The following is a 25702-nucleotide window of genomic DNA, read 5'->3' as shown; positions in this document are numbered from 1 at the left end:
TCCAGGGGCGTTTTTGATTGTGCAGAACAACAATAATTGGGAGCCTGCCATGTCGGTCGATCCGCAAAAAATTCTCCGCGACCTGTTCGACACAGCCATCGCCGCCGCCCACCCCCGTCAAGTTCTCGAACCCTACCTGCCCGCCGACCGTAGCGGCCGGGTCATCGTCATCGGCGCCGGCAAGGCCGCAGCCGCCATGGCCGAAGTGGTCGAGAAAAGCTGGCAGGGCGAAGTCTCCGGCCTGGTCGTCACCCGTTACGGCCACGGCGCCAACTGCCAGAAAATCGAGGTGGTCGAAGCCGCCCACCCGGTACCGGATGCCGCCGGCCTGGCCGTGGCCAAGCGCGTGCTGGAACTGGTCAGCAACCTCAATGAAGAAGACCGCGTCATATTCCTGCTCTCCGGCGGTGGCTCTGCCCTGCTGGCCCTGCCCGCCGAGGGCCTGACCCTGGCCGACAAGCAGCAGATCAACAAGGCACTGCTGAAATCCGGCGCCACCATCGGCGAGATGAACTGCGTGCGCAAGCACCTGTCGGCGATCAAGGGCGGCCGCCTGGCCAAGGCCTGCTGGCCGGCCACGGTCTACACCTATGCCATCTCCGATGTACCCGGCGACCTCGCCACGGTGATCGCTTCCGGCCCCACCGTGGCCGACCCGAGCACCTCGGCCGATGCCCTGGCCATTCTCAAGCGCTACAACATCGAAGCGCCAAAAGCGGTGATCGACTGGCTCAACAACCCGGCCTCGGAAACCGTCAAGGCCGACGACCCGACCCTGGCTCGCAGCCACTTCCAGCTGATTGCCAAGCCCCAGCAGTCGCTGGAAGCCGCCGCAGTCAAAGCGCGCCAGGCAGGCTTCAGCCCGCTGATCCTCGGCGACCTGGAAGGCGAATCGCGGGAAGTGGCCAAGGTGCATGCCGGCATCGCCCGGCAGATCGTGCTGCACGGCCAGCCGCTGAAGGCGCCCTGCGTGATCCTGTCCGGTGGCGAAACCACCGTGACCGTGCGCGGCAATGGTCGTGGCGGGCGCAATGCCGAGTTCCTGCTCAGCCTCACCGAAAGCCTGAAAGGGCTGCCGGGCGTGTACGCCTTGGCCGGGGACACCGACGGTATCGACGGTTCGGAAGAGAATGCCGGCGCGCTGATGACCCCAGGCAGCTACGCCAGCGCCCAAGCCCTGGGCCTGTCGGCCAGTGATGAGCTGGACAACAACAACGGCTATGGCTACTTCGCCGCGCTGGACGCGCTGATCGTCACCGAGCCGACCCGCACCAACGTCAACGACTTCCGCGCCATCCTGATCCTCGAGACTGCCCAATCATGACGCCTGATAAAAAAGTGAAGATCCTCGCCACCCTCGGCCCGGCGATCGAAGGCATCGACGACATCCGCCAACTGGTCGAAGCGGGGGTGAACATCTTCCGCCTCAATTTCAGCCACGGCGAACACGCCGACCACGCCCTGCGTTACCAGTGGATCCGCGAAGTCGAGCAGCAGTTGAACTACCCCCTGGGTATTCTCATGGACCTGCAAGGGCCCAAGCTACGGGTCGGCCGCTTTGCCGAAGGCAAGGTCCAGCTGCAACGCGGCCAGGCCCTGCGCCTGGACCTGGACAACACCCCGGGCGATAACCGCCGGGTCAACCTGCCGCACCCCGAGATCATCGCCGCCCTGGAGCCAGGCATGGACCTGCTGCTGGACGACGGCAAGCTGCGCCTGCGGGTAACCGCCAAGCACAGCGACGCAATCGACACCGAAGTGCTGAACGGTGGTGAGCTGTCGGACCGCAAGGGCGTCAACGTACCGCAAGCGGTGCTCGACCTCTCGCCGCTCACCGAAAAAGACCGCCGCGACCTGGCCTTTGGCCTGGAGCTGGGCGTGGACTGGGTCGCCCTGTCGTTCGTGCAGCGCCCTGAAGACATCGTTGAAGCGCGCCAGTTGATTGGCGACCGCGCCTACCTGATGGCCAAAATCGAAAAACCGTCGGCAGTCGAGCACCTGCAAGCCATCGCCGGACTGGCCGACGCCATCATGGTGGCCCGTGGTGACCTGGGCGTGGAAGTGCCAGCCGAAAGCGTGCCGCAGATCCAGAAGCGCATCATTGGCACCTGCCGCCAGCTGGGCAAGCCAGTGGTGGTGGCCACGCAGATGCTCGAATCGATGCGTTTCTCGCCGGCACCGACCCGTGCCGAAGTCACCGACGTGGCCAACGCGGTGGCCGAGGGTGCCGACGCGGTGATGCTGTCGGCCGAAACCGCCTCGGGGGATTACCCGCTGGAGGCTGTGCAGATGATGAGCAAGATCATTCGCCAGGTCGAGAATGGCCCGGACTACCAGGCGCAGCTCGACGTCGGCCGGCCCAAGGCCGAAGCCACCGTATCGGACGCCATCAGCTGCGCGATCCGCCGTATCAGCGGCATCCTCCCGGTGGCGGTGCTGGTCAACTACAGCGAGTCGGGCGCCTCCACCCTGCGCGCTTCGCGTGAACGGCCACGGGCACCGATCCTCAACCTTACGCCCAACCTGAACACCGCGCGGCGCCTGAGCGTGGCCTGGGGTGTGCACTCGGTGGTCAACGACCGCCTGCGCCAGGTGGATGAGGTGGTCTCCACGGCCCTGGAAATTGCCCAGGCACAAGGCATGGCCAGCCGGGGCGACACACTGCTGATCACTGCCGGGGTGCCGTTCGGCAAACCTGGGTCGACCAACACGCTGCGGATCGAAACACTGATCTAAGCCACTGCATAGACCCTGTGGGAGCGGGCGTGCCCGCGAATGCGTCAGTCCAGGCCACTTCGTTGACCCTGCTGGCCCTTTCGCGGGCACGCCCGCTCCCACAGGGTCGGTGGTGAAGCAAAGAATCGCGGAAAAACGAGGCCCAAAGAGACCCACCGCTCTCCATCCACTTCACTGACTGCCCCATGTACAGCAAACATTTCGTCAACCCGTGCCCCGACTGGGCCACGGCGTTACTCAACGGCTTCAGCCAGGTGCTGCTGCTGCGCAACCCCCTGTGCGGCCTGTGCTGCCTGCTGGCCATCCTGCTGACTGCGCCCGACCTGGTCGGCGGCGCCCTGCTCGGCGCCCTCGCCGGCCTGCTCACAGCCCAGCGCCGCGGCTACGACCGTGCCGACCGCCAGGCCGGGCTGTACTGCTACAACGGCGTACTCATCGGCATCCTGATCAGCGCCGTGCTGCCCTGGTCGGCCATCCTGCCGCCCTTGATCATTGCCGCTGGCGGCCTTTCGAGCATCATCACCCACCAATGGCGCAAGCGCGGCGGCAAGCTGCTGGTTGCCTACACCGCACCGTTCGTGCTGCTCGGCTGGGTTACCCTGCTGTTTGCCAGCCCCGTACCCAGCACCTTCATCGAAGTAGATCTTGCGTACGCCCTGGCGCGTGGCGTGGGGCAGATCTTCCTGCTCGACCAGCCGCTGGCCGGGTTGCTGATCATCGTCGGGATGTTTATTGCCAACCCCTATGCTGCGATGTGGGCGGTGATCGGCTCGGCTATCGGTGGCGGTGTAGCGTTGGTCACCGATCAGGAGCAAGCAGCGTGGCTGGGGTTGTACGGTTTCAACGCCGCACTGGCGGCACTAGCCTTCAGCCGGCAGGGTGAAAAACCCTGGGTGACGCTGCTTGCCATCGCCCTGGCCTTGCTGCTGCAACCGTTGTTCAAGCTGTTGCCGTTGCCCGGCCTGACTGCGCCCTTCGTCGCTGCCTGCTGGTTGATGCACTTGGGCAGCCATCTCAAGCAGTTAGGCGAACGACGGAATAGCGAAGGGCTCCACAGCTAAACTCAACGCTGCTTGTTCACGAGGGGCTATCACGCTTTCGCCCCTTACGGATTGCAGTTGCCAGCCCAGGCATGGCCAGATCCCTCGTAGAGTAATCAGTCATGCCTGATTCACTAATGATGATCGTATTGGCATCATATTTAGGTCTCCCATTCTCGATAATCACGTGGGTCGGATTGACGTTCATAAGGGTGAACCCCTGACGCGTGAACCCCTCATCTAAGGATCCAAATGGCACCATTCCAATACCCTTAGAAGGTACAAGGTGCTCGCTAATGAATAGGTCTCGATCAGCACTTACATAGAATCTTCCGCTGATATTTACAGCAGGGTCAGGCCGATCCGAGACCTGTCCATTTACTGATTTCGCTCTGAATAACTTGATACGGCTGCCTTTAATTGCTGTTTGGTCATAAGCAAAACCTTGCACCCGCAGATTAGTGCCGTTTATTTTCTTGAATACTGGTTCAAAAGCGGGCGAATTCTTGAGCAATCGGGTAGTGCCTTGGGGATCGCTGAAATTGACCGGGTCTCCTCCACAATATGCATAGGCATTAATCCCTCCTTTCTCAAATGGGCTGTATATGTCCGGACTTAAAAAGCGCATCAGTACCGGGCTGAACAGCCTCCTCCCATTTCCCAGCAAATAACCTTGCACAACACCATCCAGTAGATAGCCGTTGTAACCCAATCGATCGCTACGCGCGCCAGCACGCAATGTGCCATAGACCGAATATGCAAACGGTTCTGGTAAACTTCGAGTCCGGCTCACCCCATTGTCCATACATGCCTCCAAGACGGTGCAACTCACTCGTTTAATGTTGTATCGCATCCCTAAAAATCGAAACTGACATTTCTACTAGGTTGGCTCCGATTTTCTTGACCTTGCATGCACTGACACAGACCCTCTAGGCTTGACACTCACACCATCGGAAAAGCCTCCGCATGTCCACCACGCAATCCCTCCGCGAACGCCTCTACATCATGGTCTTCCAGACCGACACCGTAGCCGGCCGGCGCTTCGACAAAATCCTCCTGCTGATCATCCTCGCCAGCCTGGTCACGGTAATCCTTGACAGCATCGACGAGGTGCACCAGGGCTACGCCGGCCTGCTGGCCGGTATCGAATGGGGCTTTACCGCGATCTTCCTGGCCGAGTACCTCACCCGCCTGTACTGCTCGCCCAAGCCGCTGCGCTATGCCTTCAGTTTCTATGGGCTGGTCGATTTACTGGCGATCGTGCCGGGGATCATCGCGCTTTATTACAGCGACGCCCAATACCTGCTGATCGTCCGCGTCATCCGCATGCTGCGGATCTTCCGCGTGCTCAAGCTCAGCCCCTACCTCAAGCAGGCCCATTACCTGATCGACGCGCTGCGCGGTAGCAAGCAGAAGATCATCGTGTTTCTGGTCACGGTATCGACCTTGGTCACGGTCTTCGGCACGCTGATGTATGTGATCGAAGGGCCGGAGCACGGTTTCACCAGCATTCCCAAGGGCATCTACTGGGCGATCGTCACCCTGACCACCGTGGGCTTTGGCGACATCGTGCCGAAGACGCCCTTGGGTCAGGTGATTTCGTCGATGGTGATGATCATCGGTTATTCGATCATTGCCGTGCCTACCGGGATCTTTACTGCAGAGCTGGCCAACGCCATGCGGGGTGAGCAGCTGCAGCATGATTGCCCGGTCTGCAAGAAAAAGACCCATGAACAAAGCGCGGCGTTCTGCTCGCGGTGCGGGAATGGGTTATTCCCCAAAGCGTGACAGCGCCTGCGCCGGCCTCTTCGCGGGTGAACCCGCTCCTACAACAGGCCCGGGCCGTGCGCGGTCCCGTAGGAGCGGGTTTACCCGCGAAGAGGCCGGCACAGGCAGAAGCAGAAGCATAACCAAAGCATTTTTTGTTCTTTAACCCGCACAAATCCAACCGCTATAGTCGCTGGCAATCTGCCTCGATTACCGCCAAGTACAAGGAAGCAACGTGAAAAGACTCTTCACCGCCTCGCTGCTCGCCGCAGGCCTGGCCTTGGGCAACATCGCCCAGGCCGCCCCGACCCTGCTCAACGTTTCCTACGACGTGATGCGCGACTTCTACAAGGACTACAACCCGGCCTTCCAGAAACACTGGGAAGCCGAGCACAAAGAGAAGGTCAACGTGCAAATGTCCTTCGGCGGCTCGAGCAAGCAGGCACGGGCAGTGATCGACGGGCTGCCGGCCGACGTCATTACCATGAACATGGCCACCGACATCAACGCCCTGGCCGACAACGGCAAGCTGGTGCCGGACAACTGGGTGAGCCGCCTGCCGAACAACAGCGCGCCGTTCACCTCGGCCACCGTGTTCATCGTGCGCAAGGGCAACCCGAAAGCCCTGAAAGATTGGCCCGACCTGCTCAAGGACGGTGTGCAGGTGATCGTGCCCAACCCGAAGACTTCGGGTAACGGCCGTTACACCTACCTGTCGGCATGGGGTTATGTACTCAAGCAGGGCGGTGACGAGGCCAAGGCCCGTGACTTCGTCGGCAAGCTGTTCAAACAGGCCCCGGTGCTGGATACCGGTGGCCGTGCTGCCACCACCACCTTCATGACCAACCAGATTGGTGATGTGCTGGTAACCTTCGAGAACGAAGCCGAAATGATCGCCCGCGAGTTCGGCCGCGACCAGTTCGAAGTGGTTTACCCGAGCGTGTCGGCCGAAGCCGAACCTCCGGTTAGCGTGGTCGACAAGGTGGTGGCCAGGAAAGGCACCCAGGCCGTGGCCGAGGAATACCTGAAGTACCTGTGGTCGCCAGCGGCCCAGGAAATTGCCGCACAGAACTACCTGCGTCCACGCGATGCGACGGTGCTGGCGAAGTACACCGACCGGTTCCCGAAGGTGGACTTCCTGTCGGTGGAGAAAACCTTTGGTGACTGGCGCACCGTGCAGAAGACCCACTTCAATGATGGTGGGGTATTTGACCAGATCTATACCGGTCAGTAATTGATTTAGGCAGGCCCGGCCCCTTCGCGGGCACGCCCGCTCCCACACGTTGGACTGCCCCCAAGAAGTTGGACACCAATCCAATTTCTTGGGGTGTCCATATGAGCAAGTACTCAGACCAATTCAAGCTTACAGCCGTTCATGCCTACCTGGAGGGTGGTGAAGGTTTCCGAAAAGTAGCCCAGCGACTTGCAGTGGACTTCAGCCTGCTGCGGCGCTGGGTCTCCAGCTTCCAGAAACATGGCCAGTTCAGTCTGCGTAAACCAGGCCAGCGGTACAGTGCGACCTACAAGCGCTCAGTCCTTGAGTACATGCACAAGCATCAGCTTTCCTTGCGCCAGACCGCCGCCCATTTTGGTCTTGGTCAGTCTTCGCAGATAGGCATTTGGGCGCGGCAGTACTACAGTGGAAGTCCGGCTTCGCCTGCTCCCAAGAGAAGAAAACCTGCTGCCATGTCGAAAAAGCCTTACCCCATCAAACCCACAACCTCTGATGACACCGATAAAAGCCGCGACCAGTTGCTGGCTGAGCTTGAATGGCTGCGCATGGAGAACGCTTACCTAAAAAAGCTGGAAGAGTTGAAGAAGCAGGAGCGAAGGCAGCCCAAAAAACCCTGATCGTGTCTGCGCTCAAGGACAGGTTTCCCTTGGCCGCTGTTCTGGAGTTGGCGGATCTGCCGCGCAGTACGTTCTATTACCAGCTTCAAGCGCAGGCCAAACCTGATAAGCATGCTGCTCTGAAGCAGATGATTCAGCGTGTCTATCACGAGGAAAAAGGGCTTTACGGTTACCGGCGCGTTGCGATCGTGATCCGCAATGGCGGGACCTTGGTTAACAAAAAAGTGGTGGAGCGTTTGATGATCGAGCTTGATCTTCGCTCACTCGTGCGGCCGAAAAAATATCGGTCGTACAAGGGAGTCGTCGGCACCATCGCGCCCAACCTGCTGGAGCGAAACTTTATCGCCCAGCGCCCGAATCAGAAGTGGGTGACCGATGTGACCGAGTTCAAAGTGGCTCAGGAAAAAGTCTACCTCTCCCCCGTGATGGACTTGTACAACGCCGAAATTGTGGCCTACGAAGTGGCCAGCAGGCCATGCCTTGGGCTGGTTACCAACATGCTGGGCAAGGCCTTCAAGCGCCTGGGAAACAAGCCGAAACTGGTACTCCACTCGGATCAAGGCTGGCACTACCAACACTCGCAGTACCGCCACAAACTGGCCGAGCAAGGGGTGAAGCAGAGCATGTCACGCAAAGGAAACTGCTTGGATAATGCGGCTATGGAGAGCTTTTTTGGTACGCTTAAGTCCGAATTTTTCTACCCGCAGCGCTTCAAGAGCGTTGAAGAACTGAAATCCGGTCTGGATGAGTACATCCACTACTACAACCATGACCGCATCAAGCTAAAGCTCAATGGCATGAGCCCTGTGAAATACAGGGCTCATGCTGCAGGGGCTGCTAGCTGAAACTGTCCAACTTATTGGGGGCAGTCCAGAATCGTGCAAAACCCAGGCCTACGATAATCCTGTGGGAGCGGGCTTGCCCGCGAGGGGGCCGGACCAGGCGACATCAAGCCTGGCGGAACACCAACGCCTTCAGCCCCCCCGCCGGGTCCACATCGGGAAATTCCGGTGGGTTCTCCAGCCGCTCGACAAACGCCAAAGAAGGCGCCTGCTCGGCCATCCCATCGATCAGGAATTCCGGCCCGATACCCGGGTCGTTGACACACGCCAGGACCGTTCCCCCCGCATTCAGCAACTCCGGCAGTCGCCGCAGGATCTTCGCGTAATCCTGGGTCAACACAAAGCTGCCACGCTGGAAGGTAGGCGGGTCGATGATGATCAGGTCGTAAGGCCCGTACTTGCGCACCTTGCCCCATGACTTGAACAACTCATGCCCCAGATACGCCACCCGCGACGCATCGTGGTCATTCAAGCGATGGTTGTCCCGGCCCCGCGACAACGCCGACTTGGCCATGTCGAGGTTCACCACCTGCTCGGCACCGCCGGCAATTGCTGCCACCGAAAAGCCACAGGTGTAGGCGAACAGGTTCAGCACGCGCTTGCCCGCCGCCTGCTCACGCACCCAGCGCCGGCCGTAGCGCATGTCAAGGAACAGGCCGTTGTTCTGTCGCACGCCCAGGTCCAACAGGTAGGTAAGGCCGTCCTCTATCACCTCGCGCTGCTGGCACGGCTCGCCCATCAGCCACTGGCCGGGGCTGTCGGGCAGGTAGCGGTGCTGTATGAGGATGGCCTGGCCGGACCATTGCGGGCGCTCGGCAACGGCACGCAGCATGGCCTCCAGCTCGGCCAGTTGGCCTTCAGGCATCTCGCGGAACAATGCGACCGATAACACACCTTGCAGCCAGTCGACGGTGACTTGCTCCAGGCCCGCCCAGCAGCGGCCACGGCCGTGGAACAGGCGGCGGGTTTCCTGCGGGGCAGGGTCGAGGGCGGCGAGCAGGTGTTGCTCGAGGGTGTGGATTGGCGAAGTCATGGTGGGTCGCAAGCTGGCAAAGAGCGGCATTCTACCTTGCTGGCCTCTTCGCGGGTAAACCCGCGAAGAGGCCAGCAAGGTCAGCTCAATGCTTGACTGCAAATCGCGTAGGTCGGAACCACCACCCCTGCTGCATACCCGCCGCAGCCAGCAGGATCAACCCTACTCCCAGCCACTGCAGCGGGGCCAACCGGTGTCCGAACGCCACCCAATCCACCAGAATCGCCGCAACCGGGTAGATGAATGACAACGCACCGGTGAACGCTGTGGGCAAGCGCTGGATGGCGCTGTACAGCAGCACGTACATCACACCGGTATGGACAATGCCCAGGGTCACCAGGCTGGCCAATGCTGGCACCTCACCCGGCAATCCACCAAGCTTGACCCACGGCGCCAGTAGTAGCACCCCGGTCATGACCTGGATCAGCGCTATCAAATGCGGGGGTGTGCCTTTCAGCCGCTTGATGATCAATGCCGCAATCGCATACAAGAACGCCGCGCCCAGTGCCAGCGCAATGCCCAGCAGATAGTCTTCACCAGTCCCCTGCCCTGCACCATGTGCACTCACGATGGCCAGCATGCCGAGAAACGCCACACTCAGCCAGGTGACCTTGGCCAACGTGATCTTCTCGCCCAGAAACAGCGCCGCCAGCCCCACCAGCATGAACGGCTGCACGTTGTACACCGCCGTGCCGATGGCGATCGACGCCCGTGAATACGAAGCAAACAACAGCACCCAGTTGCCGACAATGGCCACACCACTGGCAATCGCCAACAGGACCGCCGTGCGGCTGATCACCCCCGGCCGCAAAAAGCCGAACGCGGCGCAGATCACCAACAGGGTCACGGCGCCGAACACGCAGCGCCAGAACACCACCTCAAGCACCGGCTGGCCAGACACCAGCACGAACCAGCCGATGGTCCCGGAAATCAGCATGGCAGCGACCATTTCCAGCGAGCCACGGCGCAATGAACTGTCCATCTCATACCTCCCGTTGACGATGGCAACAGTATGCAAAGGTTAGCGGTGGGCCATCCAGCGGATAACGAAGGCCGGTTTGCGGTCTTGCCTTTACTATCAAGGCAAATCACCAGAATTACCTGACGAGAAAAACATGACCGATGCCATCGACCAATTACTGATCAATGCACTGATGGAGGACTCGCGCCGCTCGCTCAAGGCCTTGGCGCAGGTCAGCGGGCTGTCCGCGCCCAGCGTCAGCGAGCGCCTGCGCCGGCTGGAGGAACGCGGCGTGCTGCGCGGTTACACCGTGGAGGTCGACCCGCGCGCCTTTGGTTACCAGTTGCAGGCCATCGTGCGCATTCGCCCGCTGCCGGGGCAGTTACAGGAAGTGGAGCGGCAAATCATTGCCATCCCCGAGTTCACCGAGTGCGACAAGGTTACTGGCGAGGATTGCTTCATCGCCCGGCTGCATGTGCGCTCGATGGAGCAACTGGACACCCTGCTCGACCGCATCAATGTGCTGGCCGAGACCAACACCGCAATCATCAAGAAGAGCCCGGTGAAGCGGCGGTTGCCGCCGATGGATTGATTTTTTCCTGTGCGGCCCTCTCGCGGGCATGCCTGCTCCCAAAGGTTTCGAGATTGCTGGAACTCATTGTGGGAGCGGGCGTGCCCGCGAAAGGGCCGGCGCAGAAAAAGTTGACTGTTTTTTGTACACAGGAATGTCACCTTAAGTGCCATTTTTGTGTGCACTTTTTCAAGGTAACGCCCCAATACGTTACACCCACCTCACAACAAATTTTGACCATTCGATCAACTAAGTTGCGGTCTTGAAAATTAAACCTGCTCATCTGGTCAACTTATAGCTCCATAATTTCATAAACTTATCTTTCAACAAGACAAATACCAAAAACTTCCCCGTCTAAAGTTGACTTTTCCTTGGCACAAAAATGGCTTTTGTGTGTTCGTGTTTTGTATACAACTCAAACAAAACATAAATACACAAGAACCCGCGACGCCGACCCAATGTTGGCCGCCGCGCCCAGAACCCTGTGATGCCAACGCTGCACCGACGAGATGGCGAGCCCGTGCGCATGCCCGCTCATCGCAGTCACTGTGCATCAGGAGCCGCCGGAATGAGTAGCAGCCTCGACCTTGCCCCTGAACAATCCGTCGCCAGCACCCACCCCGCTTCCACACTTGCCGGCAGCCAGCCGGAACTGGCGCTGAGCCCACGCCTGCATAACCGCGACCTCGCCCCGACGCGCACCGAAGGCCGCCGCTGGGGTGGCTACAGCATCTTCGCGTTGTGGACAAACGATGTGCACAATATCGCCAACTATTCGTTCGCCATGGGCTTATTCGCCCTCGGCCTGGGTGGCTGGCAAATCCTGCTGTCGCTGGCGATCGGCGCGGCGCTGGTGTACTTCTTCATGAACCTGTCCGGCTACATGGGGCAGAAAACAGGGGTACCGTTCCCGGTCATCAGCCGCATCGCCTTCGGCATCCACGGCGCGCAGATTCCGGCGCTGATCCGCGCGGTCATCGCCATTGCCTGGTTCGGTATCCAGACCTACCTGGCCTCGGTGGTGCTGCGTGTGCTGCTCACCGCCGTGTGGCCGCAACTGGCCAGCTACGACCACGACAGCATCCTCGGGCTGTCGAGCCTGGGCTGGGTGTGTTTCGTGGCGATCTGGCTGGTGCAGCTGGTGATCCTTGCCTACGGCATGGAGATGGTGCGCCGCTACGAAGGCTTTGCCGGCCCGGTCATCCTGCTGACCGTGGCTGCGCTGGCCGTGTTCATGTACTTCAGGGCCGACGCGCGCATCGCCTGGTCGGTGGCCGAGCCGCTGAGCGGTTATGAGATGTGGCGCAACATCTTTGCTGGCGGTGCCCTGTGGCTGGCGATCTACGGCACCCTGGTGCTCAACTTCTGTGACTTTGCCCGCTCCTCGCCGTGCCGCAAGACCATACGCGTAGGCAACTTCTGGGGCCTGCCGGTGAACATCCTGGTGTTCGCGGTGATCACCGTGGTGCTGTGCGGCGCGCAGTTCCAGATCAATGGCCAGATCATCGACAGCCCGACGCAGATCGTCGCCGCTATTCCCAGCACAATGTTCCTGGTACTCGGCTGCCTCGCCTTCCTGATCGTCACCGTGGCGGTGAACATCATGGCCAACTTCGTCGCCCCGGCGTTCGTGCTCAGCAACCTCGCCCCGCGCCACCTCAACTTCCGCCGCGCCGGGTTGATCAGCGCCACCGTCGCCGTGCTGATCCTGCCGTGGAACCTGTACAACAGCCCGCTGGTGATCGTGTATTTCCTCTCTGGCCTGGGCGCCCTGCTAGGCCCGCTGTACGGGGTGATCATGTCCGACTACTGGTTGCTGCGCAAAGGCTGCATCAACGTGCCGGAGCTGTACACCGAACACCCGACCGGCGCCTACCACTACTGCAAGGGCATCAACCTGCGCGCCGTGGCCGCCTTCGTACCCGCCGCACTGCTAGCCATTGTCCTGGCCCTGGTGCCGAACTTCCATGGCATCGCACCGTTCTCCTGGCTGATCGGTGCCGGCATCGCCGCCGCCATCTACCTGCTGATCGCACCACGCAACCGCCAATACCACGACGTCAGCGGCGAGTGCATTGCCGTCGACCACAGCTGCCATTAATCAGGGAGGACTGCCCATGCGTATTCTGATCGCCAACGTCAACACCACCGAAGCCATCACCGACGCCATTGCCGAGCAGGCCCGTGCGGTCGCCGCGCCCGGCACTGAAATCATCGGCCTTACCCCATGGTTTGGCGCCGAGTCGGTGGAAGGCAATTTCGAAAGCTACCTAGCCGCCATCGCGGTGATGGACCGCGTGCTGGCCTACGATGGCCCGTACGACGCCGTGATCCAGGCCGGTTACGGCGAACATGGCCGCGAAGGTCTGCAGGAACTGCTCAACGTGCCGGTGGTGGACATTACCGATGCCGCCGCCAGCACGGCCATGTACCTGGGCCATGCCTACTCGGTGGTGACCACCCTGGACCGTACCGTGCCGCTGATCGAAGACCGCCTGAAACTGTCGGGCCTGTATGACCGCTGCGCCTCCGTGCGGGCCAGCGGGCTGGCGGTACTGGAACTGGAAGCCGACCCGCAGCGGGCCGTGGAAGCGATTGTCGAGCAGGCCGAACGCGCCGTGCGTGACGACAAGGCCGAGGTGATCTGCCTGGGTTGCGGCGGCATGGCCGGGCTGGACGAGCAGATTCGCCAGCGCACGGGGGTGCCGGTGGTGGATGGGGTGAGTGCGGCGGTGACCATTGCCGAGTCGCTGGTGCGCATGGGGTTGAGTACCTCCAAGGTGCGCACCTATGCCACGCCGCGGGTGAAGAAGGTGGTGGGTTGGCCGATGCGGTTCGGCCGCTAGTCCTTTAGTTGCCAGTACCGGCCTCTTCGCGGGCACGCCCGCTCCCACCGGCTAACCACAAGCCTTAAGGCTGTGGGGTCCCTGTGGGAGCGGGCGTGCCCGCGAAGAGGCCGGCACAGGCCAACACATCACCCGGGCCAACCGCTGCACTGCCATAGCCAAGCACTAAAACCCTCATGTCGGGCAGCTATGCGCTCCGTCATTCAAACCCTGGCGCACGTTACGGCTGAGCAGGGTGGCCTTGCCGTCATGCCAGGTGAGGGTCAGTACGTAAAGGGTGTCAAAGTCATCGCCACGCCAGTCCTCGGTAATCACCCGGTCATCACCCAGGGCCTTGCCGGCCACGGTATTGATCAGTTCCGGCAGGTAGCCGTGGGACCAGGCGGTGTATACTGTCGCGTTGCGGTATTTGTCGCTCAGCAACTCATCGGCCAGCTCATCGGTGTCGTTGGCGCCGTAGTCGATGTTCACCGGCAGACCGAGGCGGATGGCGCTGGGGGTAATGGTCATCAGCGGGCGGATATAGCTATAGCTTTCGTCCATGCTGCCTTCCTCGACATGCCGCGAAGGGTTGGCGGCAAACACGAAGTCCGCCTTGCCGAAGCGCTCGGGCAGCAGCGTGGCCAGGTCCAGCGCACGGTTGAGGCCCTGGCAGTTTAACTGGCCCAAGCCCTCGCCCGGTTTCTCGGCATGGCGCAGGAACACCAGCGTCTGGGTGCCATCCACCGGTTGCGCGCGGCTTTCGACAGCCTCCAGCGCCAGCGGTACGGCGACAGCTGTAAGCACCAGGCTCAGCAGCAGGTGACGGTGACGGCGGAAGAATGTTGGCAACTTCATCAAGGCAGGCTCGTGTGGCAGAGAAAATCGGGTTACCCGCCACATCGCCCCGGCAATTGCGGGACGCTATCAGTAGTGAAGGCCATCCTTGGCAACGAGTGAGGGTCAGAGTGCCCTGAACCCGTTTGGTTCCTCCCTGGAGGTGGATGCCGTTCCCTAGGCAAGGCCTAAGTTACGGCATGGGTGTTGCGCAATTGTGTACGGTGCAAGAACCTGCGGTTGCACTGCAGCCGCTCAATCATCCCGCGTCAGCACTTCCAGCAACTCGATCTCGAAGGTCAGGTCCGAATTCGGCGGAATCGCCCCCACACTGCGCTCGCCATAGCCCAGGTGCGCCGGTACCAGCAGCTTGCGTTTGCCGCCCACGCGCATGCCCATCAGGCCCTGGTCCCAGCCTTTGATCACCCGGCCGCTGCCGATCACGCACTGGAACGGCTTGCCGCGCGACCAGGACGAATCGAACTCACTGCCATCGGCCAGCCAGCCGGTGTACTGGGTAGTGATCAGGGCGCCTTTGACGGCGGCTTTGCCGTCCCCCTCGACCAGTTCAATGATCTGCAGTTCTTGGCTCACAGGCATACTCCAACGCTTGAAAACAAAGCCGCCCTTTTCTCAGGAATGCACCGGTTTGGCAAGCGCGCGTGGTGTTTCGTGCTGGCGCATCGACCACAGCACACCGCCCATCACCAGCACGATCGCCGCCGCTTCCAGCAGGCTTGGCCCGGTCTGCCGCCAGAGAAAGGCGTACAACAACGCGAACAGGGTCTCGAACACAATCAGTTGCCCACTCAAGGTCAACGGCAAGCGTTTGGACGCGGCATTCCACAAAGCCATGGCCAACCACGAACCGAGCACCGCGCAGCCCAGGCTGGCCGCCCAGAACAGCCACCAGCGCGACATCGGCGCTTCTACCTGCAGTTGCTGCGGCTGCCACACCGCCAGGCCGGCGACCATCAGCAGGCTGGCCAGACCTGTCATGACCCCACACAGCACCGACCATTGGTGGCTGTCAAAATGCCCGCACTGCTTCAGGTAGCGGCTGTTCTGCACGGCGTACCAGGTCCAGCAGGCCAACGCTGCCAGCGCGTAAAGCAGGCCCATCAGTTTGTCGCCGATGTCGCCGGGGGCGAAGGCGAAGGTTTCCAGGTTGATGCACAGCATGCCGGCAAGGATCAGCGCCAGCGGGCCGACCAGCCGCGCCAAAGGCACTGCGCCACTGTCATTACGCCCGTACAAGGTGATGGTCAGCGGCAGCACGCCGACGATCAGCGAAGCCGGGGCCACGCCCAGGCGCTGGATCGCTGCAACCAGGAACACGAAGTACACCAGGTTGCCGATCACTGCCAGGCGCAGCAGCATCCATGCATCGCTCGCGGTCAGCTGGCGCAGCTGGCGGGCCATGGGCAAGGCCAGCAACAGTGAGATCACGCCCACCATCAGGTAGCGCACGCTGCTCAGCAGCATCGGGTTGAACTCGGGCAACAGTTCGGGAACCATCAGCACCATGCCCCATAACGCACCGGCCATGCCGGCGTACACCACACCGCGTTTCACGTGTCTGCTCCTGTTTGAAGATGAGCGCAGGCTACCTGTGCGCGGGGTATCGGGCAAAAGATCAATTTGCATGGTGGCATTCCCTGGAGGAATGGCTCAGCGCTGATTATGATGCTGGCAATACTGGCCCTATCGCCGGCAAGCCGGCTCCCACAGGTATCGCGCAGGCCTGAGCATTGTGCGGTCCCTGTGGGAGCTGGCTTGCCGGCGATAGGGCCGGTGCAGCCAACCCGTTGCCCGGAATCGACCATGAGCCGCTGCAGCCGCCACCTGCCCCCGCTTGATACCCTGATCGCCTTCGAGGCAGTGGCCAGCACGGGCAGCTTCACCCGCGCCGCCGGCGAGCTGTACCTGACCCAGAGCGCAGTGTCCAAGCAGATTCGCCTGCTCGAAGACCAGCTCGGCACGCAGCTGTTCGAACGCCGCGCCCGGGGCATTGCGCTGACCACTGCCGGCGAGCACTTTCATGGTTTTGTCGAGCCGATGCTGGACAAGCTGCTGGCCAACGTCCAGCGCCTTAAAAGCGGCCACGGCAGCCGCCATGTCAGCGTCATCTGCACCCACGCCGTGGCGCAATACTGGCTGTTCCCGCGCCTGCTGCGCTTCAACGAACAACACCCCGGGCTGACCGTGAACATCCACGCCAGCAATGACATCAACGAGAGCCTGGTGGCCGACTACGACTTCGGTATTCTCTACGGGCATGGCCGCTGGCGCTCGCTGCAGGCCAGCAAGCTGTTCGACGAATTGATCTACCCGATTGCCAGCAACAACTGGGACCTGCGCCAGGTCGACAGCCTGACGGCGCTGCAGGCGCTGCCGCTGATCCAGCTCGATGCCTCGCCCTGGAACTGCCTGGGCTGGCATGACTGGTTCGCCCACTTTGGCCTGCGCTACCAGGCACCGGCCGACGCACCCACCTTCAACCAGGTGAACCTGGTGTTCGACGCGGTGATGCAAGGCATGGGCGTGGGCCTTGGCCGGAAGTCCATGGCCCGTGACCGTATCAACAGCGGCCTGATCCGCCAGGTGTGCGATTTCGAGGTCCGCACCGGCCAGTGCCGACTACTTGGTGCATGACCGCCAGACCCTGCCCTCGCCCGCCGCCCAGGTGTTTGCCGAGTGGCTGCTGGCGCAGGCCTGAATCAGCTGTTCTGCTCGAAGACTTCCTGGCCGGTCAGTTCCTTGGTCTGGTTGGCGAAGCAGTACCAGGCGGGTTTCTCTTCGACGAAAATCTGCATGTTGAAATCCCAGTCCTGGTCGCCCTCGAGCAGGCCGACCGGTATGGCATGGAAGTCGTTGGCCTTGAGCCGGTAGTACAAGTGCGTGCCGCACTGGCCGCAAAAAGCACGCTGTGCCCAGTCCGACGAGTCATAAACGCTGGGTGCACGCCCCTCGATCAGCGGGGGCTTGCTGCAATCAACCACCAGCAGCGGGCCACCGGTCCACTTGCGGCACATGCTGCAATGGCAGGCGCTGATGTGGGTATTGTCGACGGTGACGGTAAGCCGGGTGGCGCCGCACAGGCAGGTGCCGTGTTTTTCCAGGGCCATGGCTGGCTCCTTGAACAGGGGTTGGGCCATGTAAGAGCGGCCTTGTGTCGCGATCGGGCTGCAAAGCAGCCCCCGGATTGACGCATCAACGCGAAAATCGAGGGGCCGCGTTGCGGCCCGATCGCGACACAAGGCCGCTTCTACAGGCAGACGGTGTCAGCCTGTTAAATATAGACAGTTCCGCGCAGGTACAACGCCGCCCGCCCGCTGATGATCACCCGGCCATTACCCGGCACTTCACACAGCAACTGCCCTTTGCGCGCCCCGCCCTGCTCGCACGCCAGCACCTGCTTGCCCAGCCGCTCGGCCCACACTGGCGCGAGCGAGGTATGCGCCGAACCCGTCACCGGGTCTTCGTTCACACCCACGTTGGGGCCGAACCAGCGGGTGACGAAATCAAAACCACGTCCTGCAGCAGTCACCGCAATGCCGCGCACATCGAAGGCCGACAGTGCAACGAAGTCTGGCTTCAGGGTATCGAGCAGCAATGCGTCATCGATCACCACCACATAGTCGTCACTGCGGTACAGCGCCTGCGCCTGGCTCAGGCCCAGCGCTTGCAGCAGCCCCTGCGGCATGTCCTCGGCGAGCGGTTGCTTGGCCGGGAAGTCCATGGCCAACAGGCCGTCCGCACCGCGGCTGACGCGCAGTTCGCCACTGCGGGTATTGAAACGCAGCACCTGCGCCTGCTCGCCCAGTTGTTCGAACAGCACGTAGGCCGAGGCCAAGGTGGCGTGGCCGCACAGGTCGACTTCCACGGCCGGGGTGAACCAACGCAGGTCGTAGGTTTCGCCATTGCGCACGAAGTAGGCGGTTTCCGACAGGTTGTTCTCTTCGGCAATGCGTTGCAGTACATCGTCCGGCAGCCAGCTTTGCAGGGGAATCACAGCTGCCGGGTTGCCGCCGAACGGCTCAGCGGAAAAGGCATCGACCTGGAAAATTTCGAGTTGCATGCACACGCTCCTTGTTGCCTGGGCGCTGCCAGGCAGATGTCTGAATAGGGTTACGGGCGTATAGGCGTCAATACCGGCTCACCGGCAAAAAACGCCTGCAGGTTGCGCAGCACCAGGGTCACCGTGTCGCGCGCCGCCTCGGGTGACTGGCCGGCTACATGGGGCGTTAGCACGGTGTTGGCCAGGGTTTTCAAGGCATCGGGCACGGCCGGCTCGTCGTCGAACACATCCAGCGCGGCGCCGGCCAGTTGGCCACGTTGCAGTGCGGCAACCAGCGCCTGGGTGTCGACCACGCTGGCCCGGGCGATATTCACCAGATAGCCCTCGGCGCCCAGCGCCTCCAGCACCCGGGCATCGACCAGATGCCGGGTACTGGCACCACCGGGGGTGGCCACGACCAGGATATCCACGGCATCGGCCAGGTGTTGTGGGCTGTCATACCAGGTGTAGGGCACACCCTGGCGCAGGGTGCGGCTGTGGTAGCTGACGGGCATGTCGAAGCCGAGGTGGGCGCGTTTGGCGATGGCCAGACCTACGGCGCCGAGGCCGAGAATGCCCAGGCGCTTACCGCTTACCGAAGGGCTGATCACCCGGTTCCACTCGCCGCGGCGAGTGCTGGCATCGCCGCGGGGGATGTCGCGCAGCAGGGCCAGCAGCAGGGCCAGGGTGTGATCGGCAACGGCAGCAGCATTGGCCCCGGCGCCGTTGGTGACGGTAATGCCGCGTGCGGCGGCGGCGGCCAGGTCGACTTGTTCATAGCCGGCACCGATGACGCAGATGATCTGCAGGTTGGGCAATGCATCTATTTCGACAGCGGTCAGGCCTAATGGGCCGCGGGTGAGCACGGCGTCGATTTGATTGGCGTGGCGCTGGATGGCATCAGCCCGCTGTTGGGGTGACGGGGCACGAATAAGGCGGTAACCGGCCTGCTCCAGCAAGGGCAGGTAATCATCGACGGTTTCCACGAGTACCAAGACTGTCTTGTGCATGCCACCTCCGTTCACGAAGGGGCATTATGCGGACTTACGCTACAGTACAGTCAATGGCTAATTACCGTTCGAACTGTACTGTACGGGTACCCCTGGCAGTGGGTAGGGCCTGGCAAGCTCGCTATTGCGCGAATGCACGCCCCAACCCACCTGGCACCCCGCTGCTGTCGGTTTCCTGCCAAGGGCCATTCGGGCCTAGTGACCAGCTCCAACCATTGTCGAAGCGGTAGTAGGTCCGCTGCCGGTAGAACGTGTTGGGTTGTTTATCCAGCACATAGACGCCCAGTTTCGGATCCCAGTGGCTGGCACCACCCGGCGGTGGCGCGAAGCTGGCCGAGGTGCGCGGCATCGGCTTGGGAATGGCCGCCGGCTTGCCTGGCTGGGTAGAAGGCTGGCCGCCGGGCAATGGCTTGACCACCGGCCCCTGGGGCGGCACCCGCTCTATCGGCGGCTCGGGGTGCTCGTAGGGCTGCTGCGTCGTACACGCAGACAAACCCAGGGCCAGGGTAATCAGGGTCAGGCGGACGGCGCTGTGCATGGCATTGCTCTCTTACGGATCGGGGCTGTCGATGGTCAAGTGTTGGGTGGCCTGGGTCGCGCTGGACAGGGGTGCACCTTGGCCGATCCACTCACCTTGGGTCGGCTGCCCAGCACGCGACACACGTGCCATCAGTTGGACTTCGGCAAAATCGGACAGTTTCATCTGCGGCATCATCGCGTCCGCATCAGACAACTCCACCTCGATCGGCAACTGCGCCACTGTCACCCGCTTGGCCGCCAACGGCATCGGTGGGCCATTGCTGGCGCGGGCAAAGATAAACACGGTGTCGTCCGGCTTGACCTTGTCCCGCAACGTCGCCGCCAGTTCCACCCGCACCTTCAGGCGCGCCGCGACCGGCGCGGGTTCGTTCGCCCGCGCCGGCGAGCTGCCCAGGCGCTCGGCAGCGCGGTCGATGCCGCCTTGCAATGCCGCGCGCGATGCATCGCCCTCGGGCAGCTGCGCCAGCAAACGCTGCCAGTAATCGATGGCTTGCTGGTAACGCTCGTCTTCGAAAGCGGCAATACCGCGCAGCCCCAGGCTGGTAACTTCGTTGGGGTCGCCCTTCAAGGCTTCGTCCGTGAGGGCCTGCAGCTGTGGGCTCCACTGTTTGTCAGCAGCAAAATACAGGGCTTGCGCCCACTGCCCCAGCAGCTCTGGCTGACGCCCGGCCAGGGCCACGGCACGTTCAAAGGTACGCGCAGCATCTGCCGGGCGCTGCTCGGCCATGTAGGCACGGCCGAGGAAGTACACGGCTTCGGCCGAGTCTGGCTGGGCTTGTACCACACGCTCCAGGCGCGTGGTCATTTCCTCCATCGACTTCGGCGCCTGGGCAAACTCCTGGGTCAGGGCCACCTTGTCGGCTGCGCCGAAATGCAGGTACAACCCCAACGCCAGCACCGGCACCAACACCGCGGCCAGCAGGGGGAATGCCTTGCCCAGGTGGCCTTGGCGCGGGGCGTCAGCGCCCTCGGTGTCGGCCAGCAGCTCACGGGCGGCTTCGTCGCGGCCCTGGGCCAACTGCGCTGCGTCCAGTACCCCGGCAGCCTGCTGCGCAGCCAGTTCGGCGACCCGCTCCTGATACAGGGCCACATTCAGGGCGGTACGGTCTTCTTCCTGTTGGCGACGACGGCCACGCAGGATCGGAATCAGCAGGAAGCTGAGGGCAGCGAGCAACAACAGGCCCGCGCTAAGCCAGAATTCAATCATGGGTCGGTTCTTTTTCCAGCAGTTTGGCGAGACGCTCGCGTTCTTCAGCAGACAATGCATCGGTGCCTGGCGTGGCACTGCCACGGCGCCGGCGCACGATCAGCGCCAACACCACGAACCCGCCCGCCAGCAGCAGCCCTGGGCCGAACCACAGCAGCCAGGTGCGGCCACTGAGCGCCGGCTTGTAGCGCACGAAATCGCCATAGCGGTCGACCATGAAGTCCACGATCTGCTGGTTGCTCTTGCCCTCGCCCAGCATGCGGAAGATCTCCCGGCGCAGGTCGGCAGCGATGGGGGCGTTGGAGTCGGCAATGTCCTGGTTCTGGCACTTCGGGCAGCGCAGTTCCCTGGTCAACGCCTGGTAACGCTGGCGCTCTGCCTCGTCGCGGAACTGGTAGGTATCGATGGCCGCCTTGGCCACGCTGGCCAGGCTCATGCCCAGCAGCACCGCTGCCAGCCAACGCCTCATGGTTTGGCCTCGTCGACCAGGCCCTGGTACAGCGGCGCCAGCTGCTCACGCCACACCGTGGCATCGACGATGCCCACATGCTTGTAGCGGATGATGCCCTTGGCATCGATCAGGAATGTTTCCGGCGCGCCGTACACCCCCAGGTCCAGGCCCAGGCTGCCCTGCTCGTCACGGATGTCCAGCTGGTAGGGGTTGTGGAAATCGGCCAGCCATTTGCGCGCTGCGGCGTTGTCGTCCTTGTAGTTGACCCCGTGAATCACCACGCCCTGCTGCGCCAGCTGGTTCAGGTACGGGTGCTCCACCTTGCACGACGGGCACCAGGTGGCCCACACGTTGACCAGTGCCGGGCGGCCGTGCAGGTCAGCCTCGGTCAGGGTACGGTCGCCCTGGGTCGAGGCCAGGGAAAACGCCGGGAACGCTTTGCCGATCATTGCCGAGGGCAGCTCGTCGGGCTTGAGGAACAGGCCCTTGTAGAGAAACACCGCCACCAGCAGGAACACTGCCAGGGGCACTACCATGATCCAACGCTTCATGCATCTGCTCCAGACACGCCCAGGGCTTCACGCACCCGGGTCTTGACCTTGACGCGGTAGCGCCGGTCGAGGGCCGCCAGCAACCCGCCCAGGCCAGTCAACAGACCGCCCAGCCAGATCCAGCGGACATAAGGCTTGATATGCACGCGCACCGCCCAGGCGCCGTTCTCCAGCGGCTCGCCGAGGGCCACGTACAGGTCGCGGGTGAAGCCGGCATCAATGCCGGCTTCGGTCATCATCGACTGCTGCACGGTGTACAGGCGTTTTTCCGGGTGCAGGGTTGTCACAGCCCGGCCATCGCGGCTGACCACGATCGTGCCTTTGTCCGAGATGAAGTTGGGCCCTTCGAAGTGCTTGGCACCTTCGAACAGGAAGTGGTAGCCGCCCAACTCGACGCTCTCGCCCGGCGCCATGCGCAGGTCGCGTTCGGCGCTGTTGTTGCTCGACAACACCACGCCCAGCGCGCACACCGCCAGGCCCAGGTGCGCCAGCTGCATGCCCCAGTAACTGCAGCCCAGCCCCGGCAGGCCCTTGACCAGCCCCTTGTGGCGCGTCTTGTCGAGGATGTCACGCAGCCCGCCGAGCACCACCCAGGCAGCCAGGGCGAAGGCAGTCAGCGTCGGCCAGTCGAAGTCATCGACGATCAGGCCGGCCAGCGGTGCAAGGATGGCGCTGCCCACCAGCACCGGGCTCATCATGCTCACCAGCCATTTGCCCGGGGTGTCCTTCCAGCGCACCACCACGCCAATGCTCAACACCACCATCAGCAGCGCCATCAACGGCAGGAACAACGCATTGAAATACGGTGGGCCCACCGACAACTTGGCCCCGGTAAGGGCATCGAGCACCAGGGGGTAAAGGGTGCCGAGCAGGATCATGGATGCCGCCACCACCAGCACCAGGTTATTGGCCAGCAGCAGTGTTTCCCGCGACCACAGGGCAAAGCCCACCTGGCTTTTGACCACCGGCGCGCGCAGGGCGAACAAGGTCAGCGACCCCCCGACCACGAACAGCAGGAAGATCAGGATGAAAATGCCCCGCGACGGGTCTGCGGCAAACGCGTGCACCGAGGTCAGCACGCCGGAACGCACCAGGAAGGTGCCCAGCAGGCTCAGCGAGAACGCGGCAATCGCCAGGAGCACGGTCCAGCTCTTGAACACCCCGCGCTTTTCGGTCACCGCCAGCGAGTGGATCAGCGCAGTGCCCACCAGCCAGGGCATGAACGAGGCGTTTTCCACCGGGTCCCAGAACCACCAGCCACCCCAGCCCAGTTCATAGTAGGCCCACCATGAGCCCAGGGTAATGCCCACCCCCAGAAACGCCCAGGCGACGATGGTCCATGGCCGCGACCAGCGCGCCCAGGCGGCATCCAGGCGGCCACCGAGCAAGGCGGCGATGGCGAAGGCAAAGGCCACCGAGAAGCCCACGTAGCCCATGTACAGCATTGGCGGGTGCACGATCAGGCCGAAGTCCTGCAGCAGCGGGTTGAGGTCGCGGCCGTCGGTCGGCACCTGCGGCAGCATGCGCTGGAACGGGTTGGAGGTGATGATCAGGAAGCTCAAAAAACCTACGCTGATCATGCCCATCACTGCCAGCACGCGGGCCAGCATCACCTGCGGCAACTGCCGCGAGAACACCGACACGGCAAAGGTCCAGCCACCGAGAATCAGCGCCCACAGCAGCAAAGAGCCTTCGTGGGCGCCCCACACGGCGCTGAACTTGTAGTACCACGGCAAGGCGCTGTTGGAGTTGCTGGCCACGTAGGCTACCGAAAAGTTGTCGGTCATGAAGGCGTGGGTCAGGCAGGCGAAGGCGAACACCAGGAACGCGAACTGCCCCCAGGCCGCAGGCCGTGCCAGGCTCATCCACAGGCTGTCGCCGCGCCAGGCGCCAAGCAGCGGCACGCTGGCCTGCACAGCTGCAAAGCAGATGGCCAGGATCATCGCCAGCTGGCCCAGTTCAGGTATCACCAGTGCGGCGTTCATGGCTTGCTCCCCCCGCCAGCGGCTGCCTGGCCGCTTTCCTTGAGGGCCTTGGTAACCTCGGGCGGCATGTATTTCTCGTCATGCTTGGCCAGCACTTCATCGGCTACCACCACGCCCTGGTCATTGAGCTTGCCCAGGGCGACGATGCCCTGCCCTTCGCGGAACAGGTCGGGCAGGATGCCGCGGTAGGTGATCGGCACCGATTTGTTGAAGTCGGTGACCACGAAGCGTACGTCCAGCGAGTCGGACGAGCGTTGCACCGAGCCTTTCTCGACCATGCCGCCCGCGCGGATACGGGTGTCCAGCGGCGCGTCGCCATTGGCAATTTGAGTGGGGGTATAAAACAGGTTGATGTTCTGCTGCAGTGCGCTCAAGGCAAAGCCGACGGCAACCCCGACGCCGACCAACAGGCCGGCGATGAGCAACAGGCGTTTCTTGCGCTGCGGATTCACTGGTTGTTCTCCCGGCGCAAACGGCGCGCCTCTTCTTGCAGGTAGCGACGACGAGCGAGCAGCGGCGCGGCGACATTCAGCGCCAGCACCACCAGGCAGATGCCATAGGCCGACCACACGTAAAGGCCGTGGTGGCCCATGGCAAGGAATTCGTCGAAGGTGGCAAAGCTCATGGTGCGGCCCTCCGCCCAAGGCTGTTCAATACTTCGTCCTTGACCCAACTGGCGCGCGCCTCGCGCTTTAGCACTTCCAGGCGCATGCGCAGCAGCAGCACAGCGCCGAAGAAGCAGTAGAAACCCAGCGCCGTGCACAGCAGCGGCAGCCACATTTCTGCCGGCATAGCCGGTTTTTCGGTGAGGGTGAAGGTGGCGCCCTGGTGCAGGGTGTTCCACCACTGCACCGAGTACTTGATGATCGGGATGTTCACCACGCCGACGATCGCCAGCACAGCACAGGCTTTGGCTGCGCTGTCACGATTACTGATCGCCTGGCCCAGCGCAATAATGCCGAAGTACAGGAACAGCAGGATAAGCATGGACGTAAGTCGGGCATCCCACACCCACCAACTGCCCCAGGTCGGCTTGCCCCAGATGGCACCGGTGACCAGCGCCACCGCGGTCATCCAGGCGCCGATCGGGGCCGCACATTGCAGGGCGACATCGGCCAGCTTCATCTTCCACACCAGCCCCACCACCCCGGCCACGGCCAGCAGCACATAGCAGGACTGCGCCAGCATCGCCGCCGGCACGTGGATATAGATGATGCGGAAGCTGTTGCCTTGCTGGTAGTCCTGGGGGGCGAAGGCCAGGCCCCAGGTGATGCCGACCAGCAGCAGAAGCACGGCGGCAGTGGCCAGCCATGGCAGCATGCGGCCGCTGATGGCATAGAACCATTTCGGGGAGCCCAGCTTGTGGAACCACGTCCAGCTTATTTTCATCAGGGTACATCCAGGGTATTTGCCGGGCTTGAGAGCCCGGGACTCG

General features: G+C 62.4%; 27 protein-coding genes. 10 read left to right on the top strand and 17 right to left on the bottom strand.

What is annotated here, in order from left to right:
• The first annotated feature begins 49 nt into the window (after positions 1-49).
• The 3 genes from GEV39_RS07995 to GEV39_RS07985 all read left to right on the top strand — a co-directional run bounded on the left by GEV39_RS07995 (position 50) and on the right by GEV39_RS07985 (position 3797).
• A complete protein-coding gene (locus tag GEV39_RS07995; protein WP_173888125.1) occupies positions 50-1324 on the top strand; it encodes a glycerate kinase type-2 family protein in 1275 nt (424 codons plus the stop codon).
• Positions 1321-2736 carry a pyruvate kinase gene (pyk, locus tag GEV39_RS07990; RefSeq protein ID WP_173888123.1) on the top strand — a complete coding sequence of 472 codons (1416 nt, stop codon included), beginning with the start codon at positions 1321-1323 and terminating at the stop codon, positions 2734-2736. Before GEV39_RS07995 ends, pyk begins: the two co-directional genes overlap by 4 nt.
• 185 nt (positions 2737-2921) lie before the next feature.
• On the top strand, positions 2922-3797 hold the full coding sequence (locus GEV39_RS07985; RefSeq protein WP_173888121.1) for an urea transporter: 876 nt from the start codon (positions 2922-2924) through the stop codon (positions 3795-3797).
• A 16-nt stretch (positions 3798-3813) separates the two neighbouring features.
• On the opposite strand, the gene GEV39_RS26495 is transcribed toward GEV39_RS07985, so the two are convergent.
• Positions 3814-4581, bottom strand: a complete 768-nt coding sequence (locus GEV39_RS26495; protein WP_457253206.1) for an RHS repeat-associated core domain-containing protein — start codon at positions 4579-4581, stop codon at positions 3814-3816.
• A 161-nt stretch (positions 4582-4742) separates the two neighbouring features.
• On the opposite strand from GEV39_RS26495, the gene GEV39_RS07975 reads away from it, so the two are divergent.
• The 3 genes from GEV39_RS07975 (at position 4743) to GEV39_RS07965 (ending at position 8239) form a co-directional block, all read left to right on the top strand.
• On the top strand, positions 4743-5564 hold the full coding sequence (locus GEV39_RS07975) for an ion transporter (RefSeq protein WP_173888117.1): 822 nt from the start codon (positions 4743-4745) through the stop codon (positions 5562-5564).
• A gap of 214 nt (positions 5565-5778) precedes the next feature.
• Complete coding sequence (locus GEV39_RS07970) at positions 5779-6777, top strand: sulfate ABC transporter substrate-binding protein (protein WP_173888115.1); 999 nt, start codon at positions 5779-5781, stop codon at positions 6775-6777.
• Positions 6778-6878: 101 nt separating this feature from the next.
• Positions 6879-8239 (top strand): IS3 family transposase gene (locus tag GEV39_RS07965; RefSeq protein WP_238706607.1). Its coding sequence is split into 2 segments (ribosomal slippage): positions 6879-7347 and positions 7347-8239, totalling 1362 coding nucleotides; the frame shifts between segments, so codons are not numbered across the junction.
• A gap of 103 nt (positions 8240-8342) precedes the next feature.
• On the opposite strand, the gene GEV39_RS07960 is transcribed toward GEV39_RS07965, so the two are convergent.
• Both GEV39_RS07960 and GEV39_RS07955 read right to left on the bottom strand, forming a co-directional pair.
• Positions 8343-9269 carry a class I SAM-dependent methyltransferase gene (locus tag GEV39_RS07960; RefSeq protein ID WP_457253208.1) on the bottom strand — a complete coding sequence of 309 codons (927 nt, stop codon included), beginning with the start codon at positions 9267-9269 and terminating at the stop codon, positions 8343-8345.
• 85 nt (positions 9270-9354) lie between these two features.
• A complete protein-coding gene (locus GEV39_RS07955) occupies positions 9355-10251 on the bottom strand; it encodes a DMT family transporter (protein ID WP_173888111.1) in 897 nt (298 codons plus the stop codon).
• Between the two features lie 133 nt (positions 10252-10384).
• Here GEV39_RS07955 and GEV39_RS07950 point away from each other — a divergent pair, with 133 nt between their 5' ends.
• The 3 genes from GEV39_RS07950 to GEV39_RS07940 all read left to right on the top strand — a co-directional run bounded on the left by GEV39_RS07950 (position 10385) and on the right by GEV39_RS07940 (position 13647).
• Complete coding sequence (locus tag GEV39_RS07950) at positions 10385-10822, top strand: Lrp/AsnC family transcriptional regulator (protein WP_043197208.1); 438 nt, start codon at positions 10385-10387, stop codon at positions 10820-10822.
• A 547-nt stretch (positions 10823-11369) separates the two neighbouring features.
• Positions 11370-12902 carry an NCS1 family nucleobase:cation symporter-1 gene (locus tag GEV39_RS07945; protein WP_173888109.1) on the top strand — a complete coding sequence of 511 codons (1533 nt, stop codon included), beginning with the start codon at positions 11370-11372 and terminating at the stop codon, positions 12900-12902.
• Positions 12903-12918: 16 nt separating this feature from the next.
• Positions 12919-13647, top strand: a complete 729-nt coding sequence (locus GEV39_RS07940; protein WP_173888107.1) for an aspartate/glutamate racemase family protein — start codon at positions 12919-12921, stop codon at positions 13645-13647.
• Positions 13648-13821: 174 nt separating this feature from the next.
• On the opposite strand, the gene GEV39_RS07935 is transcribed toward GEV39_RS07940, so the two are convergent.
• From GEV39_RS07935 to GEV39_RS07925, 3 genes are all read right to left on the bottom strand, one after another.
• Positions 13822-14484, bottom strand: a complete 663-nt coding sequence (locus GEV39_RS07935; protein WP_173888105.1) for a histidine phosphatase family protein — start codon at positions 14482-14484, stop codon at positions 13822-13824.
• A 234-nt stretch (positions 14485-14718) separates the two neighbouring features.
• A complete protein-coding gene (locus GEV39_RS07930; protein WP_173888103.1) occupies positions 14719-15057 on the bottom strand; it encodes an FKBP-type peptidyl-prolyl cis-trans isomerase in 339 nt (112 codons plus the stop codon).
• Positions 15058-15096: 39 nt separating this feature from the next.
• Entirely contained in the window at positions 15097-16038 is a 942-nt protein-coding gene (locus GEV39_RS07925) for a DMT family transporter (RefSeq protein WP_173888101.1), read from the bottom strand.
• Between the two features lie 249 nt (positions 16039-16287).
• On the opposite strand from GEV39_RS07925, the gene GEV39_RS07920 reads away from it, so the two are divergent.
• The gene (locus tag GEV39_RS07920) at positions 16288-17118 is read left to right on the top strand and encodes a LysR substrate-binding domain-containing protein (RefSeq protein ID WP_249414327.1); all 831 of its coding nucleotides are present in this window, start codon (positions 16288-16290) and stop codon (positions 17116-17118) included.
• Between the two features lie 65 nt (positions 17119-17183).
• Here GEV39_RS07920 and GEV39_RS07915 read toward each other — a convergent pair whose 3' ends face one another.
• The 11 genes from GEV39_RS07915 to GEV39_RS07865 form a co-directional block, all read right to left on the bottom strand.
• Positions 17184-17591 carry a GFA family protein gene (locus tag GEV39_RS07915; protein WP_173891666.1) on the bottom strand — a complete coding sequence of 136 codons (408 nt, stop codon included), beginning with the start codon at positions 17589-17591 and terminating at the stop codon, positions 17184-17186.
• Positions 17592-17755: 164 nt separating this feature from the next.
• Positions 17756-18544, bottom strand: a complete 789-nt coding sequence (locus GEV39_RS07910; protein WP_054881302.1) for a PhzF family phenazine biosynthesis protein — start codon at positions 18542-18544, stop codon at positions 17756-17758.
• A 50-nt stretch (positions 18545-18594) separates the two neighbouring features.
• Positions 18595-19533, bottom strand: a complete 939-nt coding sequence (locus tag GEV39_RS07905) for a 2-hydroxyacid dehydrogenase (RefSeq protein ID WP_173888099.1) — start codon at positions 19531-19533, stop codon at positions 18595-18597.
• Between the two features lie 121 nt (positions 19534-19654).
• A complete protein-coding gene (locus GEV39_RS07900; RefSeq protein WP_173888097.1) occupies positions 19655-20071 on the bottom strand; it encodes a hypothetical protein in 417 nt (138 codons plus the stop codon).
• Between the two features lie 12 nt (positions 20072-20083).
• Positions 20084-21280, bottom strand: coding sequence for a c-type cytochrome biogenesis protein CcmI (gene ccmI, locus GEV39_RS07895; RefSeq protein ID WP_173888095.1), 1197 nt, complete (start codon positions 21278-21280; stop codon positions 20084-20086).
• Positions 21273-21749 (bottom strand): cytochrome c-type biogenesis protein, encoded by a 477-nt coding sequence (locus tag GEV39_RS07890; protein WP_054911365.1) that lies wholly within the window; start codon positions 21747-21749, stop codon positions 21273-21275. Before GEV39_RS07890 ends, ccmI begins: the two co-directional genes overlap by 8 nt.
• Positions 21746-22282: a DsbE family thiol:disulfide interchange protein gene (locus tag GEV39_RS07885; RefSeq protein WP_009681936.1), complete on the bottom strand. Its 537-nt coding sequence runs from the start codon at positions 22280-22282 to the stop codon at positions 21746-21748. Before GEV39_RS07885 ends, GEV39_RS07890 begins: the two co-directional genes overlap by 4 nt.
• A complete protein-coding gene (locus GEV39_RS07880; protein WP_173891665.1) occupies positions 22279-24252 on the bottom strand; it encodes a heme lyase CcmF/NrfE family subunit in 1974 nt (657 codons plus the stop codon). The genes GEV39_RS07885 and GEV39_RS07880 overlap by 4 nt, the downstream gene beginning before the upstream one ends.
• An 11-nt stretch (positions 24253-24263) precedes the next feature.
• Complete coding sequence (ccmE, locus tag GEV39_RS07875; RefSeq protein WP_173888093.1) at positions 24264-24719, bottom strand: cytochrome c maturation protein CcmE; 456 nt, start codon at positions 24717-24719, stop codon at positions 24264-24266.
• Positions 24716-24892 carry a heme exporter protein CcmD gene (ccmD, locus tag GEV39_RS07870; RefSeq protein ID WP_173888092.1) on the bottom strand — a complete coding sequence of 59 codons (177 nt, stop codon included), beginning with the start codon at positions 24890-24892 and terminating at the stop codon, positions 24716-24718. Before ccmD ends, ccmE begins: the two co-directional genes overlap by 4 nt.
• A complete protein-coding gene (locus GEV39_RS07865) occupies positions 24889-25656 on the bottom strand; it encodes a heme ABC transporter permease (RefSeq protein WP_173888090.1) in 768 nt (255 codons plus the stop codon). The genes ccmD and GEV39_RS07865 overlap by 4 nt, the downstream gene beginning before the upstream one ends.
• Between the last annotated feature and the right edge of the window lie 46 nt (positions 25657-25702).

This window comes from Pseudomonas sp. NY5710 (assembly GCF_013305665.1).
Classification (GTDB): Bacteria; Pseudomonadota; Gammaproteobacteria; order Pseudomonadales; family Pseudomonadaceae; genus Aquipseudomonas; species Aquipseudomonas juntendi.
Note: the sequence above shows the minus strand (reverse complement) of the source record. Positions and strands in the feature narration are given on the sequence as shown.